The organism is Herbaspirillum rhizosphaerae (assembly GCF_001189965.1).
Lineage (GTDB): Bacteria > Pseudomonadota > Gammaproteobacteria > Burkholderiales > Burkholderiaceae_D > Herbaspirillum > Herbaspirillum rhizosphaerae.
Genome location: NZ_LFLU01000008.1, coordinates 115,739 through 128,532 on the forward strand (window position 1 = coordinate 115,739; position 12,794 = coordinate 128,532).

Genomic DNA, 12,794 nt, shown 5'->3' on the forward strand with positions numbered 1-12,794 from the left:
TTTTCTTGGAAATGAGCGACGCGCGATGGCAAATTTTTACAGATAGCTCAGTTCCAGCGTCGCCGATCCGTCCAGTACGACTTCTTGCGAGAGCGCGAGATTTTCCGGTCTGTCGATATAAGGCTGTACGGTGATGGTGCCGACGATGTTCTGATATGCGCCGATGGTGCCCGCGCCTGCCGCTCCCCAGGAAAAGCTTCGTCCCTTGGCCACCACGCCGCTGCTTGTGGTTTGCCAGGTGGCACCATTGTCCGAGGAAGCAAACAGCTGTACCGCTGCGTAGTCGCCCGTATATGAACCCGGCCGCAAGGTAATCGTGTAGCCGCCGATTTTCTTGCCCGAAGCGACGCCAAGCCCGTAGTTGAATGCATCGTTCAGGTTGCCGTCTCCGGAGCCTGCGGCAACGATGCCGGCGACAATTGATCCGCCGCGATTGTCGATGACCTTCAAACTGATTTTTGCCGAAGCGTCGCATCCGATGCTCAGGGACAGCGAGCGTGTCGGCAGCGCGGTAATGCCGCCTGATTTCAGGATGCCGGCGGGCATCGCGCCGTAGTCGGCAACGCCGCCGCCCGACAGGATAGGCGTGCAGGCCACCGGCGTCACGGTGCTGACGACGGTCAGGTCGACCGTGGCCGCCTGCAATTGAGCATCCGACAGGCAGAACAAGCAGGCGATGCCGGCGGCGATATATCGAATGCGGATGGAAGCGATCTTTGTCATTGCATTTTTGGTCGGCTGAGGGGTGTGCAGGATACGGCTGCCGTGGCAGCACTCAGTCGCACAAGCCAGCCAGAGCCTGGCGTAGCGCCACAGGTGATCATGATGTCGGCGATCATCTTCACTTGGTCCTTCCCTTCGTCATGCAACGGCAGCGTTGCCTGCCGCGCGCGCATTTGTTTATGAATTGTTATCGGGAGCTGGAATCATCATACGAGCTTGGTTTCCTGCCGATGCCGCGAAATACACTGCTTATACGGGTCTTTTTCCGATAAGGGCAACGATAAGGCGGGGAGGATGCCGCCGGAAGCAGTTCGGCGCCGGCTTGGTCGCCGTAACGGCATCGGCACAGCCGGATTGCGAAGCCCGCCATTGACGACAGGCGGGCTTTCAGGGGCGGAGTGAAACGATTACAGGTATTGCACTTCGATGGTCGCCGAACCATCCAGAGGAACGTCACCTGTCAGATCCAGGTTGGAAGTCTTGTCGATGACGGCTTGTACAGCGATGGTGCCGGTCATTGTCTTATAAGCGCTTGGAACGATGGTGCCGGCGGTGGCAAAAGAGAGGCGACCTGTTCCATTGCTGTACAAATTACCACCACCTGACCTTTTCCAGGTGTTGTCATTCAACAGGTCATAGATCAAATCGGGAGTTGTGCCATCTGCAGTGAAAGAGCCTTGAGGCATGCGAATCTTGTATGCGCCAACTTTCTTGCCGCCGACAGTGCCGAGACCGTACGCATAGTTATCTACAAACCCAGCACCAGCTGCTGCCAGTACGCCGGGAGCGACAGACGCGCTACGATTATCGATTGCGCGGACCGCAACTTTGGTTGCTGCATCGCAAGTGACGCTGAAGGGGACGCTTTTCTCAGCCAGAACGGTTGGCGCTGTTGCGCTCAGAGAGGTTGGGGGAATCACGCCGTAGTCGACGGTGCCGCCGCCGGTGAAGCTTGGCGTGCAGGCAGCGGGACGAATGACGCCGGTGACTTTGAGTTCGGTGGTGGTGGCTGCGTGGGTCAGGGCGGAAGCCAGCAGGGTGGAAGTCAGTGCAGCGAGGGTGATGAGCTTGTTCATGGTCGTCGTCTTTAATCGGTTTGTTTGAAATGGTTTCGTGTTTCAGTGAAGCCATTGTCGCGATTTGAGCTCGGCGTTTATATGAGAAAACTCTCAAAAATAGTCGTGACTGAATGGATTTTTGTTGTTTATTTCTAAAATAATTCCATGGATTTCATCAATAAATTACGTGGTGATGGCAGCACGCTCTGGTGAATCGAGAAACATCATGTCATCAGCGCAACGCCTGCCAATGTCGCTATCGTGGCGACAATCAGGGCTTGGCGTCGTGTCGGCGCCGCTCGCGATGTAGACTTATTTCGATAATATTTATTAATTGAATTGTATTTTTCATATAAATATTTTTATATTCCGTTAGCATGCAAGGGTGAGAATAAACACGACCAGCGTCCGATTCACGCACGCTGGTCGCGCCTCTGAGAGGGAGTAATGTTCAAGAGTTGGATTGCGTGTCTGTTGTTGCTGGGAAGTTTTTCGCCGGTGGTATGGGCGGGAGACCTCATGGAGTTGCGAGTCGTCGGCCGCATTGTTCCGGAGGCCTGCGTGCCGGCGGTTTCCGACGGCGGCATCGTGCGCTATGGCAATTTCCCGGAAGACGCACGCCTGCCCGACAGCACCACCGTTCTGGGTAAAAAGACCATGACGCTCTCGGTATCCTGCAGTTTCAATGCCAATCTGGCGATCAGGATCATCGACAATCGCCGCAAAACGGCACCGGTCCGCCGGCTGGTGGTGGCCAACAGGAGTTACAGCGACGCTTATCATTTTGGACTGGGGCGACCGACGGAGGACAGCGGCGGCTATCTGATGGCGTTTGAATCTTCGGGAGCGGAGCGTGGTGCGGCCACCTTCCTTGAGTCGAACCCAAAGAACCCATCCCCTCGTTGGGAGTTGATGAAAGACAACTTCATCAAGAAAAATACGCTGTATACCTGGGCACAGCATGGCGCAGTCGCGACAACAGGAAGCAAAAGCTTTCAGGCCGACCTGAGTTTGCAAACGGTAGTCCAGGGCGAGCAGAACCGGGCTGACAAAGGCTCGGCTGATCTGGATGGATCGGTGACGCTGGAGCTGCTCTATCTCTAAAGCCCGCCACCCACACAAGGCGGGTTTCCCGGGCGGGATCCACAATCAAAGGTATTGCACTTCGAGGGTAATTGAGCCGTCCAGAGGCATGTCGCCGGTCAGGTCCAGGTTCGATGCCTTGTCGATGACCGCCTGGATGCTCAAGGTGCCTGCGATGGTTTTATAGGCGCCTGGGGTTGTCGTGCCGACGGCGGCAAACGATTTGCGGGAAGACCAGTTGTTGAGGAAAGCGCCGCGGTTTGAACGGGTCCACACGCCTGCAGCAGCGGTTTCCTGGATGACGTCGACCAGGGCGCCGTCGGCAGTCACGCTGCCCTGTATCAATCGAACGACGTGGGTACCGATTTTTTTGCCGCCGACGGTGCCCAAACCGAATGCATGGTTATCGTCAAAGGCTGCGCCGCCCGAGTTTGCATCGGCGGCCAGGCCGGCAACGACCGAGGTTTTGCGGTTGTCGGTTGCGCGGATCGCGATTCTGGTTGCAGCATCGCAGGTGACGCTGAATGGCACAGTCTTTTGCGCCAGCGGGGTTGGTGCAGACGGATTCAGGGATTTGGGCGGAAGTACCCCGTAGTCGACCGTGCTGCCGCCTGCGAAGCTCGGCGTACAGGCGGCCGGGCGGATGACGCCGGTGACTTTGAGCTCCGTGGTGGCCGCCGCGTGAGTCAGCCCGGAAGCCAGCAGCGAACAAGTTACCGTGGCGACGATGGTGCGCTTTTTCATGGAGTGTTCCTGCAATCAGTTTGAAATGGTGTTGTGCGGCAGTCAAACCGGTTACAGGTATTGCACTTCGATAGTTGCCGAGCCATCCAGAGGGACATCGCCGGTCAGATCGAGATTGGCTTTTTTGTCGATGACGGGGTGGATGTAGAGGTTGCCGCTGACGGACTTGTAAGAGCCAGGGGCCGTTGTACCCAGAGGGGCAAAGGATTTACGCAGGCTGCCGTCATTGGCGAAATAACTGACGGTGGAACCAGAGTTCGCCCAGACACCTGCATTGCTGGTGTTGTCAGACAAAATAGAGGGTGCGGCCCCGTCGGCCAGGAGCGCAGTCGTACTGATGCGGATGATATAGGCGCCTACTTTTTTGCCGGCCACGGTGCCCAGGCCGAATGCCAGATTGTCGCCGGGGGTGGTCGGCAATACTGCTGCGACGCCTGGGGCAATAGAAGTTTTGCGATTATCGAGAGCACGAATGGCGACCTTGGTGCTTGCATCGCAGGTGATGGTGAAGGGGATATGTTTGCCTGCCAAGGGGGTTGCCGCCGTATCGCTCAGCGTATTGGGAGGAATCACGCCGAAGTCGACGGTGCCGCCGCCGGTGAAACTTGGCGTGCAGGCAGCGGGGCGAATGACGCCGGTGACTTTGAGTTCGGTGGTGGTGGCTGCGTGGGCCAGGGCGGAAACCAGCAGGGTGGAAGTCAGTGCAGCGAAGGTGATGAGCTTGTTCATGATCGTCGTCCTTAATCGGTTTGTTGAAAATGGTTTCGTGTTTCAGTGAAGCCATTGTCGCGATTCGGGGACGTCGTTTATATAAGAAAAGTCTCAAAAATAATTGATATTAATGCTTGGAAAATAATTGTTTTAAATTGCAAATAATTGCATTTTATATACGGTGAATTGCCGTTTTCAAATGTCGGCTTTGTGTTCTTAACCGTCGTTTGAGCCAGTCGGCGCGGATTTTATGCCTTGGCTCGACGGTATTTCCCTTGCATGCAATTGCCCTGCTTTCAGGGGCCGGGCAATTGCATGAAGTTTAGGATCAAGGACGTTCGCCGGCCTTCAGTCGTTCCGCAATCTGTTCCACCACGCCAGGCAGATCGGCGACGGAGTCGATCACGTAGTGTGCGCCGGCGTCGCGCAGGCGCATTTCGGCCAGGGTCTTGAGCGCGGTGATTTCTTCCGGCGACAGTTGCGCCAGTTCCGCCCGGGTGCAGCCGACTTCGTTGCCGGACAGGGACAGGCCGACGGTCCACATGCCGGCGTTGATGCCTTCTTCGATGCCGGGCGTGGTGTCGTCGACCTTGATGCAGGCGGCGACGTTGCCGATCTTCAGCGCCAGCATGTTGGCCAGCGCCATGTAGGGGCCTGGACGGCCGCCTGCCGGCAGTTCATCGCCGGCGATGACGTGGTCGGGCTGGATGCCTTCGGCTGCGGCCAGGGGCAGCAGCACGTCCAGCACCTGGCGCGGATAGCCGGAGCAGGAGCCGATTTTCAGGCCGCGTTGGCGCAGCCAGGCCAGCGTCTGCTGCACGCCGTCGATAGGCTGGGAATATTCACCGACCTTGGCGATCTGCATCGGCATGAAGCGTGCATAGATGGCGTCGACATCGGCGTCGGTCGGCAACTGGCCGTGATGTTCTTTCCATTGGCGCGCGATGTCGGGATTGTCGAGCAGGGTGCGGATGTGCTGCCACTTGGACAGGCCCATCGGTCCGCGCGCCTGCTTGAGCGAGATGTTCATGTCGAAGCTCTTGAAGGCGTCGACGAAGATCTGCGTCGGCGCCAGCGAGCCGAAGTCGACCAGCGTGCCGGCCCAGTCGAAGATGACGGCCTGGAGCTCTTTGGGAGCGGTGCTTGTACGGGGCATGGATATTCCTTTCTGGTTCACGGATGGATGGCGTGGAGTACGGCGCCGGTGTCTTTGGTGTCTTTTGCTGCAGCAATGAAATTGCGTCCGCGCGGCCCTTGCAACGCACGCTGCACCAGCGCCTCCCAGGCGTCGGCGACGCCGTAATGCGCCGGGTCGGTGCTTACGCCCAGGCCTTCGAGGAAGCCGGATAAATTATCGATGGCTTCCTGTGCATCGGCGGCGCCGAAAATATCCAGCAGCAGGGCATCCACATCGTCAGCATTGCCGAAGGCCAGCGCCATCACATGCGGCAGCGAAAACGAGCAGGCGATGCCGTGGGTGACGCCGTGGTGCAGCGTGATGTCATAGGATAGCGAATGGGCCAGCGCCGTCTTGGTATTGGAAAACGCCAGGCCGGCTTGCAGTGCGGCCACCGCCATGCGTTCGCGCAGCGGCAGGTCGCGCGGATGTTGCAGCAAGGCGGGCAGCGTGTCGACGATGCTGCGCGCAGCCGTCGCTGCCAGGCTGGCGGAGACCGGATTGCGGTTGACGTTCCAGATCGACTCCAGCGCATGCGAAAGCGCATCGAGTCCGCTGGCCAGCGTCATGTCCTGCGGCAGGCTCAGCATCAGTTGCGGATCGATGATGGCGGCCTGCGGCCAGGTCCAGTCCTGATGCAGGGAATACTTGTTGCCTGCGGCAGCGTCCCAGATGGTGGCCCATGGCGTGACTTCGCTGCCGGTGCCGGCCGTGGTCGGGATGGCGATCAGGGTCTTGGCGCCGTCGCCGGACAGCGGCGCATTGTCGTGCAAATGAGAAAGCAATTCATCGAAGCGGCCGGAAGGCGTCTTGCCCAGCATGGCCTTGGCGCAATCGATCACGCTGCCGCCGCCGAAGGCGACGATGCAGTCGACGTCGGCATGATCGCGCCAGACGCGCTCATACATCGCGGCAAGCCAGCTGACGTCCGGATTCGGTTGCACGGCGTTTTCGATGCCAGCCAGTTGGTCGCCGAGCAATGCGGTGATGCGCGCTTCCATCCCGAGCGCGGCGGCCTGGGGGAAGGTGATCAGCAGGGCGCGCCGGCCGTTCAGCAAGGTCGGCAACTGCGCCAGACTGCCGCTGCCGGCCTGTACGGCGACCGGGTTGTGATAATTCCACATGGAGTTCTTTACTAAAAAATGTGACTGAAAATTAATGCAGTTAAATTAATGTACCTTGCCGTCCTGGATCATCTGGCGCAAACGGCTGGAGATGGTGTCGGCGATCACCACCATCAGCGTGACGACCACGATGCAGGTCGCAGTGTCCTGGTACTTGAACAGCTTGAGACTGTTGACCAGTTCGAAACCGAGACCGCCGGCGCCGACCATGCCGAGTACGGTGGCCTGGCGCAGGTTGACCTCGAAGCGATACAGCACGGTGGCGATCCAGGCCGTGATGACTTGCGGCAAGACGCCGAAGACGATCACCTGCAACGGACGGGCGCCGGTGGCGCGCAAGGCTTCCAGCGGGCCGTCGTCGATTTCCTCGATGCTTTCGGCGAAGAACTTGCCGACCATGCCGACGCCATGCAGCGCCAGCGCCAGCACGCCGGGGAAGGGGCCGAGACCGACGGCGGAGACGAACACCAGCGCCAGGATCAGTTCATTGATGCTGCGCGTGACGTTGAGCATCTGGCGCACGGCCTGATAGACGACCCGGTTGCGGTTGAGATTGCGCGCCGCGAGGAAGGACACCGGAATCGCGACGATGACGCCGAGCAGCGTGCCCCAGATGGCGATCTGGACGGTTTCGATGGCGGGGCCGACGAGATTGCCGAGGATTTTCCAGTTCGGCGGGAACGAGCGGCTCAGGAAGTCGCCGATCTGCGGCAAGCCGTTGGCCAGTTCGCTCCAGCTCAGTTGTGTGCCTTGCGCGCTCCACGTCAGGACGAAAGCGACGGCGGCGACGGCGGCGATGCACAGCAACCAGGAGCGCAGGGTCAGCGGGCGGGCGCCGGTCCAGACGTAGTCGTGATAACTGGCGCGGTCCATGTCGGTTTGCAGGGGGATGCTCATGACAGGGCTCCTTCCAGCACCATTTCAGTGGGCGCGGCAGGTTGACGGGCGTGATGCAATTCGTCCTGCGCCTTGACCTGGTCGAGGCCGGAGTAGATCAGGTTGAGGTGGGAATCGCGCAATTCGTCGCCGCGGCCGTCGAATACCAGCTTGCCGCCCGACAGACCGACGATGCGGTCGCCGAATTCGCGGGCGTAGTCGACCTGATGCAGGTTGCAGACCACGGTGATGCCGAGTTCGCGGCAGGCGGCGCGCAGGTATTGCAGCACCAGGCGCGAGGTTTTGGGGTCGAGGCTGGCGACCGGTTCGTCGGCCAGGATGACTTGCGGACGCTGCGCCAGGGCGCGGGCGATGCCCACGCGCTGACGCTGGCCGCCGGAGAGCGCATCGGTGCGCTGCTCCGCCTTGTGTTCCAGCTCGACGCGGCGCAGGCAATCCATCGCCAGCGCCACATCCTGGCGGCTGAACAATTGCAGGATCGAACTGAGCGTCGAGGTCTGGCCGAGCCGGCCGGTCAGTACGTTCTTCAGTACCGACAGGCGCGGCACGACGTTGTGATGCTGAAAAATCATTGCCACTTGCTGGCGCAACTTGCGGACGTTGCCGTTGCGTGCATCGGTGGCATCGAATCCGGCCGCCACCAGCTCGCCGGAAGTCGGTGTCGCCAGACCGTTGATACAGCGCAGCAAGGTCGACTTGCCGGCGCCGGACGGTCCCAGCACGACCAGGAATTCTCCGGGAGCGACATCGAGATCGATGCCGCGCAGCACGGCATTGCTGCCGTATTGCTTGGTGAGCGAACGGATCCTGATCATTTCATTGCCTTGAGGTCGAGATTGAGGATCTTGGCGGTGTCGCGCACGACGTTGTAAGCGGCGTCGTTGGTCGGCACGAAGCCGTTGAGCACGCCCTGGTCGCCCCATTCGACGTTCTTGACGTTGGCGAAGGCGGCGGCGATTTTCTTCTTCAGCTCAGGATCGAGATCCTTGCGCCAGACCATCGGCGACTCAGGGATGTCCGGCGAGGTCCAGACGATGTTGAAGTCGGCTTGCTTGACCACGCCCTTGGCGACGGCGGCGGCGAAGATGCGGTCGGCCACGGCGGCGGCGTCGACCTTCTTGTTGGCGACGGCCAGGATGCTGGCGTCATGCGAGCCGGAGAAGATCACGCGCGAGAAATACTTGCTCGGTTCAATGCCTTGCTTTTGCAGGCCGGCGGTGGGGAACAGATGGCCCGATGCCGACGATGGATCGACGAAGGCCATGGTGTGGCCCTTCAGTTGCGGCACGGTTTCGATGCCGCTGTCCTTGCGCACGATGATCAGGCTCTTGTAGGAGCTCTTGCCGGTCTTCTTGGTTTCAGCTACGGAGAAGGCTTCGACGTTGGCGATCGAGGTCGCCAGCACATAGGAGAACGGGCCGAGATAGGCGACGTCCAGCTTCTTCGAGCGCAGCGCTTCGATGATGCCGTTGTAGTCGGTGGCGATGAAGGGCTTGACCGGCATGCCGAGCTGTTCTTGCAGGCTGTCGATGACTTTTTTGCTGTTTTCCAGCATGGCTTGCGAATCTTCAGCCGGGATCAGGCCGACGGTCAGCTGTTGGGGCTGAGCGGCGAATGCGGACGTTGCGGAAATCAGGCTAAGGCACAAGGCCAAAGGACGGAAAAGGGCGGAGAGGCGTTTCATGATGCTCCTGTCGGTGGTGAGTGAGGTCCGCTCCGGCTGGGGTAACCGGGACGGGCTTGTGTTCATGACCGACAGAATAGGGAGCTATTGTGACCGCTTTATTATCGATATAATCAGGAGATTGACGCTTACCTATTGATGGAATCTATAGATGACGCCTTCGCAACTCCGCGCCTTTCTCGCCGTCGCCCGCAATCGCGGCTTTAGCGCCGCTGCGCGCACACTCGGCGTGAGCCAGCCGACCCTGACTTCGCAGGTGCAGGCGCTGGAGCGTCAGCACAATGTCGAGCTGTTCTACCGGCGCGGCCGCCGTCTCGACCTGACCGACACCGGCCAGCGCCTGTTGCCGATTGCACAAAAGATCGCCGAGCTGGAGCTGGACGCCTACAACCTGCTGTACAACTCTGGCGTGCTTAACATCGGCCACCTGAAGATCGGCGCGGTCGGTCCTTTCCACGTGATCGAAATGGTCGACGCCTATCGCCGCAAGTTTCCCAATGTGGAGCTGTCGATCCGCATGGGTAATTCGGCGGAAACCATGGCTGATCTGGAAAATTACGTCACCGACGTCGCCGTACTGGCCAGCTTCAATGACGATCCGCGTTTTATCGCGGTGCCGTATGCCGATCACGCCATCGTGGTGTTCGCCCACGTCGATCATCCATTTGCCAAACGCGACTCGATCAGTTTGCAGGATTTGCACGGCCAGCCGATGGTGATGCGCGAACAGGGTTCGACCACGCGGCTGGCGCTGGAGAAGGTATTGAAGGAAGCCGACGTCATGCCGCGCGTGGTGATGGAAATCGGCAGCCGCGAAGCCCTGCGCGAAGCCGTGGCGCGCGGCATCGGACTGGGCACGGTGTCGGAGGCGGAGTTCGTGCCGGATCCGCGTTTCAAGCTGTTGCCGATCGAGGGCAATCCGGTCAGCACGCATACCTATATTTACTGCCTGGCGGATCGCAAGGACAGCCGGCTGGTGGCCTCGTTCCTGCAGCAGGTTTCTGCTATGCCGGCGACCGAATGAAGGTGTCCATCAGTTCCAGGATGGCAGCGGCCTGTTCCTGATGCGGCGTATGGCCGCATTGTTCCAGTAACTGCATGCGCGCACCGGGAACGCCTGCGACGATGGCGTCGACCTGGCGGCGCGTGCCGTACTGGTCGTCTATGCCTTGCAATATCAGCGCCGGACAAGCGATGGACGGCAGCACCTCTTCGATATTCCACTTTGCAAAATCCGGCGTCAGCCAGGTGTCCGACCAGGCTTTGAAAATCTGTTCGGTCTTGTCGCCGTGATATCGGGTCAGGCCGCGCAATTTGCCGTCGGCATAGGCTTGCTCAGCGACGCGGATGCCGTCGAGGGTGAGGGTTTCGACAAAGACATGCGCGGCTTCGGTGACGATTGCGCGTAGACCTGGCGGTTGTTGTGCGGCGTGCAACAAGGCGATGCTGCCGCCGTCCGAGTGGCCGATGACGATGTAGGGTTGCCCGGACGGCAATGCGTGCGTCAGAACCAGAGGCAATTCTTCGAGTGCATAGCGATGAAGATAATCTGTCTTACGACTCTGCTGCAATGCATCAGAGAGGCCATAGCCGAGGCGGTCATACAGCAGTCCCGGACAGCCTGTTATCTCACACAAACGTCGCGGAAAATCCTTCCACATTGCAGTGCAACCTAAACCTTCGTGGAGGAAGACCAGACAGGGCTTTTCAGCTTGTCCATCGATCAATTCGTAGTAGATCTGGTGAGGTCCGCCGACCGCTGGGTGGATGCTGAGATGGGGCATGGAAGAGGGAAATGCCGATGATGAGATGCGCTAGTTTTCCATGTTTTCATGCGGAAGTGCAAAACAAGCCGAAATCTTTGTCCCGCTCAAAAATAAATCTGCTATCTTTATATCCGGTACTGACCTGAACACAAAGGAGACACGTATGGATTTGGTTGAGAAATTCGACGCTAAAGGCAAGACCGGAGCTGCCTACCACGTAGAGGTGTACCAGACGCCCATTGAAGAGGCGGACAAGAGTGCGCCGGAAGGTCTCAAGACCTACAAGCTGAACGACGGACGGGCGCTCGATCCTTTATCGGACGCCAAATTCAAGATCGTCCAGACCGGAGAAAAAATCTATCGCGTGTGACGATATCCAAGTCAGCAACGCACAAACTCAAACGGCAGACATCGCGTCTGCCGTTTTTATTTATATCGTTTCCATCAGGCTTCGATCAACCTTCGATCAACCGCCGCCGCTCGGCTTGCGATAGCCGCCTTCCACCCAGCGTTCGGCGCTGGCCGCGCTCAGCTTGAAATTCGGCGCGACCTGCACCTTGGCCAGCAATTCGCCGGCTTCGTCCCATGCTTTCAGATCGGCATAGGGGAAATCGTCGTCCGGCACGATATCCAGCGTCACCCTGATGCTGCCTTCGGCGCTGTCGACGGTGATGTTCTTGTGCAATTGCGCGTGCAATTGCTGTTCGCTGCGGCGGCGGAATTCGGATGCCGTCTTGACCAGCGTATTGAAGGCCGGCTTGTCCATCGGCTTGGGATTCTTCTTGTCGCGGCCCATGGTCCAGGGACCGATCAGCGTCGGTTCGCGCTCGCCTTCACGCGTCATCTCGACGGCCCAGCCGTCATCGTCGTCGTTCTTGATGATGCGCGCGGTCCAGCCTTCGTCGCGCCACAGGCGCGGTTCGTGGATGACGTCGGAAGCGTCGGTGGTCTGAGCGTCGGTGTCGGAGGTATCTGGCGTATCGGGGGAGAGGGCGGACATGGATGGCAATAAAGGTGGAACAAGGTCCGCCATCATAGTGGAATATGCCGGGCGGCGCTCATCCGCAAAGCACTCCGCGCATGTCCGGGACGATACAAAACGATGAAAAATTGCCATTCATGTAACAGGTGTGTCATGAAATCCGGCCGCAATTGCGGTTAAACTCGCGCCATGGAAATCGAACTCAAACTATCCATCGCTCCGCGCGATGTCGACGCCTTTCATCAATTGCCGCTGCTGAAAGAATATTCATCCGGCGCCCCGGAGGTGCAGGAACTGTTTAGCATTTACGTCGACACCCCCGGCCTGCATCTGAAGCAACACCGTTCGGCCTTGCGTGTGCGCAAGGTCGGCGACATGTGGCTGCAGACCTACAAAGGCGGCGGCAGTGTCGAAGCCGGGCTGCATCAGCGCCATGAGTGGGAGTGCGAGGTTTCCGGACCGGAAGTCGACCTGGATCGCCTGCTGCCGCTGATCGATAACCCGTCCGCACGCGCGGCGCTTGAGATCGCCGGCCTGGCGGAGCAGTTGCGCGAAGTCTTCACCACCAGCTTCCAGCGCACCGTCTGGATGCTGCATCTGCCGCAGGATACGGTGGTCGAGCTGGCGCTGGATCAGGGCTTCGTGTCGGCGGGTGACGATTGCGTGCCGCTGTGCGAGATCGAGCTGGAGCTCAAGTCCGGCCAGACCGATGCCTTGCTGGCGTTTTCACGCACGCTGAGACAGGTCATCAGCCTGGAGCCGAGCAATATCAGCAAGGCCCAGCGCGGTTTTGCGCTGCGCTTTCCCAAGGCCGACAGTTCCTTGTAACGTTTTCTCTCAACAAT

General features: G+C 59.4%; 15 protein-coding genes. 4 read left to right on the top strand and 11 right to left on the bottom strand.

What is annotated here, in order from left to right; all coding sequences use genetic code 11:
* Positions 1 to 36 precede the first annotated feature (36 nt).
* Both AKL25_RS13050 and AKL25_RS13055 read right to left on the bottom strand, forming a co-directional pair.
* A complete protein-coding gene (locus tag AKL25_RS13050) occupies positions 37 to 723 on the bottom strand; it encodes a DUF1120 domain-containing protein (protein WP_050478102.1) in 687 nt (228 codons plus the stop codon).
* Positions 724 to 1,130: 407 nt separating this feature from the next.
* On the bottom strand, positions 1,131 to 1,799 hold the full coding sequence (locus AKL25_RS13055) for a DUF1120 domain-containing protein (RefSeq protein ID WP_050478103.1): 669 nt from the start codon (positions 1,797 to 1,799) through the stop codon (positions 1,131 to 1,133).
* 501 nt (positions 1,800 to 2,300) lie between these two features.
* Here AKL25_RS13055 and AKL25_RS13060 point away from each other — a divergent pair.
* Positions 2,301 to 2,885, top strand: a complete 585-nt coding sequence (locus tag AKL25_RS13060) for a DUF1120 domain-containing protein (RefSeq protein WP_167541882.1) — start codon at positions 2,301 to 2,303, stop codon at positions 2,883 to 2,885.
* A 45-nt stretch (positions 2,886 to 2,930) separates the two neighbouring features.
* Here AKL25_RS13060 and AKL25_RS13065 read toward each other — a convergent pair whose 3' ends face one another.
* The 7 genes from AKL25_RS13065 to phnD form a co-directional block, all read right to left on the bottom strand.
* Positions 2,931 to 3,608: a DUF1120 domain-containing protein gene (locus AKL25_RS13065; protein WP_050478105.1), complete on the bottom strand. Its 678-nt coding sequence runs from the start codon at positions 3,606 to 3,608 to the stop codon at positions 2,931 to 2,933.
* 51 nt (positions 3,609 to 3,659) lie between these two features.
* Positions 3,660 to 4,337: a DUF1120 domain-containing protein gene (locus AKL25_RS13070; RefSeq protein WP_050478106.1), complete on the bottom strand. Its 678-nt coding sequence runs from the start codon at positions 4,335 to 4,337 to the stop codon at positions 3,660 to 3,662.
* Between the two features lie 310 nt (positions 4,338 to 4,647).
* Positions 4,648 to 5,475, bottom strand: coding sequence for a phosphonoacetaldehyde hydrolase (phnX, locus tag AKL25_RS13075; protein ID WP_050478107.1), 828 nt, complete (start codon positions 5,473 to 5,475; stop codon positions 4,648 to 4,650).
* A 17-nt stretch (positions 5,476 to 5,492) separates the two neighbouring features.
* Positions 5,493 to 6,620 (bottom strand): iron-containing alcohol dehydrogenase PsrA, encoded by a 1,128-nt coding sequence (psrA, locus tag AKL25_RS13080; RefSeq protein WP_050478108.1) that lies wholly within the window; start codon positions 6,618 to 6,620, stop codon positions 5,493 to 5,495.
* 45 nt (positions 6,621 to 6,665) lie between these two features.
* Positions 6,666 to 7,517, bottom strand: a complete 852-nt coding sequence (gene phnE, locus AKL25_RS13085) for a phosphonate ABC transporter, permease protein PhnE (protein ID WP_083444690.1) — start codon at positions 7,515 to 7,517, stop codon at positions 6,666 to 6,668.
* The gene (gene phnC / locus AKL25_RS13090; RefSeq protein WP_050478109.1) at positions 7,514 to 8,332 is read right to left on the bottom strand and encodes a phosphonate ABC transporter ATP-binding protein; all 819 of its coding nucleotides are present in this window, start codon (positions 8,330 to 8,332) and stop codon (positions 7,514 to 7,516) included. Before phnC ends, phnE begins: the two co-directional genes overlap by 4 nt.
* Positions 8,329 to 9,201: a phosphonate ABC transporter substrate-binding protein gene (gene phnD / locus AKL25_RS13095; protein WP_050478110.1), complete on the bottom strand. Its 873-nt coding sequence runs from the start codon at positions 9,199 to 9,201 to the stop codon at positions 8,329 to 8,331. Before phnD ends, phnC begins: the two co-directional genes overlap by 4 nt.
* A gap of 151 nt (positions 9,202 to 9,352) precedes the next feature.
* On the opposite strand from phnD, the gene AKL25_RS13100 reads away from it, so the two are divergent.
* Positions 9,353 to 10,225: a LysR substrate-binding domain-containing protein gene (locus AKL25_RS13100; protein ID WP_050478111.1), complete on the top strand. Its 873-nt coding sequence runs from the start codon at positions 9,353 to 9,355 to the stop codon at positions 10,223 to 10,225.
* Here the strand turns inward: AKL25_RS13100 and AKL25_RS13105 are convergent.
* Positions 10,206 to 10,985 carry an alpha/beta fold hydrolase gene (locus AKL25_RS13105; protein ID WP_050478112.1) on the bottom strand — a complete coding sequence of 260 codons (780 nt, stop codon included), beginning with the start codon at positions 10,983 to 10,985 and terminating at the stop codon, positions 10,206 to 10,208. The two genes, AKL25_RS13100 and AKL25_RS13105, sit on opposite strands and share 20 nt — an antisense overlap.
* A 145-nt stretch (positions 10,986 to 11,130) precedes the next feature.
* On the opposite strand from AKL25_RS13105, the gene AKL25_RS13110 reads away from it, so the two are divergent.
* On the top strand, positions 11,131 to 11,337 hold the full coding sequence (locus AKL25_RS13110) for a hypothetical protein (RefSeq protein WP_050478113.1): 207 nt from the start codon (positions 11,131 to 11,133) through the stop codon (positions 11,335 to 11,337).
* Between the two features lie 96 nt (positions 11,338 to 11,433).
* Here AKL25_RS13110 and AKL25_RS13115 read toward each other — a convergent pair whose 3' ends face one another.
* Positions 11,434 to 11,967 (bottom strand): hypothetical protein, encoded by a 534-nt coding sequence (locus AKL25_RS13115; RefSeq protein ID WP_050478114.1) that lies wholly within the window; start codon positions 11,965 to 11,967, stop codon positions 11,434 to 11,436.
* Between the two features lie 171 nt (positions 11,968 to 12,138).
* Here AKL25_RS13115 and AKL25_RS13120 point away from each other — a divergent pair, with 171 nt between their 5' ends.
* Positions 12,139 to 12,777 (top strand): CYTH domain-containing protein, encoded by a 639-nt coding sequence (locus AKL25_RS13120; RefSeq protein WP_050478115.1) that lies wholly within the window; start codon positions 12,139 to 12,141, stop codon positions 12,775 to 12,777.
* Positions 12,778 to 12,794: the final 17 nt, after the last annotated feature.

What these genes read in the sequence shown, in the direction of transcription:
- AKL25_RS13110 (WP_050478113.1), top strand. Translation starts at nt 11,131, where the DNA reads ATGGATTTGGTTGAGAAATTCGACGCTAAAGGCAAGACCGGAGCTGCC.
- AKL25_RS13055 (WP_050478103.1), bottom strand. Translation starts at nt 1,799, where the DNA reads ATGAACAAGCTCATCACCCTCGCTGCACTGACTTCCACCCTGCTGGCT.
- psrA (WP_050478108.1), bottom strand. Translation starts at nt 6,620, where the DNA reads ATGTGGAATTATCACAACCCGGTCGCCGTACAGGCCGGCAGCGGCAGT.
- AKL25_RS13115 (WP_050478114.1), bottom strand. Translation starts at nt 11,967, where the DNA reads ATGTCCGCCCTCTCCCCCGATACGCCAGATACCTCCGACACCGACGCT.
- AKL25_RS13060 (WP_167541882.1), top strand. Translation starts at nt 2,301, where the DNA reads ATGGAGTTGCGAGTCGTCGGCCGCATTGTTCCGGAGGCCTGCGTGCCG.
- phnX (WP_050478107.1), bottom strand. Translation starts at nt 5,475, where the DNA reads ATGCCCCGTACAAGCACCGCTCCCAAAGAGCTCCAGGCCGTCATCTTC.
- phnC (WP_050478109.1), bottom strand. Translation starts at nt 8,332, where the DNA reads ATGATCAGGATCCGTTCGCTCACCAAGCAATACGGCAGCAATGCCGTG.
- phnE (WP_083444690.1), bottom strand. Translation starts at nt 7,517, where the DNA reads ATGAGCATCCCCCTGCAAACCGACATGGACCGCGCCAGTTATCACGAC.
- phnD (WP_050478110.1), bottom strand. Translation starts at nt 9,201, where the DNA reads ATGAAACGCCTCTCCGCCCTTTTCCGTCCTTTGGCCTTGTGCCTTAGC.
- AKL25_RS13120 (WP_050478115.1), top strand. Translation starts at nt 12,139, where the DNA reads ATGGAAATCGAACTCAAACTATCCATCGCTCCGCGCGATGTCGACGCC.
- AKL25_RS13050 (WP_050478102.1), bottom strand. Translation starts at nt 723, where the DNA reads ATGACAAAGATCGCTTCCATCCGCATTCGATATATCGCCGCCGGCATC.
- AKL25_RS13070 (WP_050478106.1), bottom strand. Translation starts at nt 4,337, where the DNA reads ATGAACAAGCTCATCACCTTCGCTGCACTGACTTCCACCCTGCTGGTT.
- AKL25_RS13065 (WP_050478105.1), bottom strand. Translation starts at nt 3,608, where the DNA reads ATGAAAAAGCGCACCATCGTCGCCACGGTAACTTGTTCGCTGCTGGCT.
- AKL25_RS13100 (WP_050478111.1), top strand. Translation starts at nt 9,353, where the DNA reads ATGACGCCTTCGCAACTCCGCGCCTTTCTCGCCGTCGCCCGCAATCGC.
- AKL25_RS13105 (WP_050478112.1), bottom strand. Translation starts at nt 10,985, where the DNA reads ATGCCCCATCTCAGCATCCACCCAGCGGTCGGCGGACCTCACCAGATC.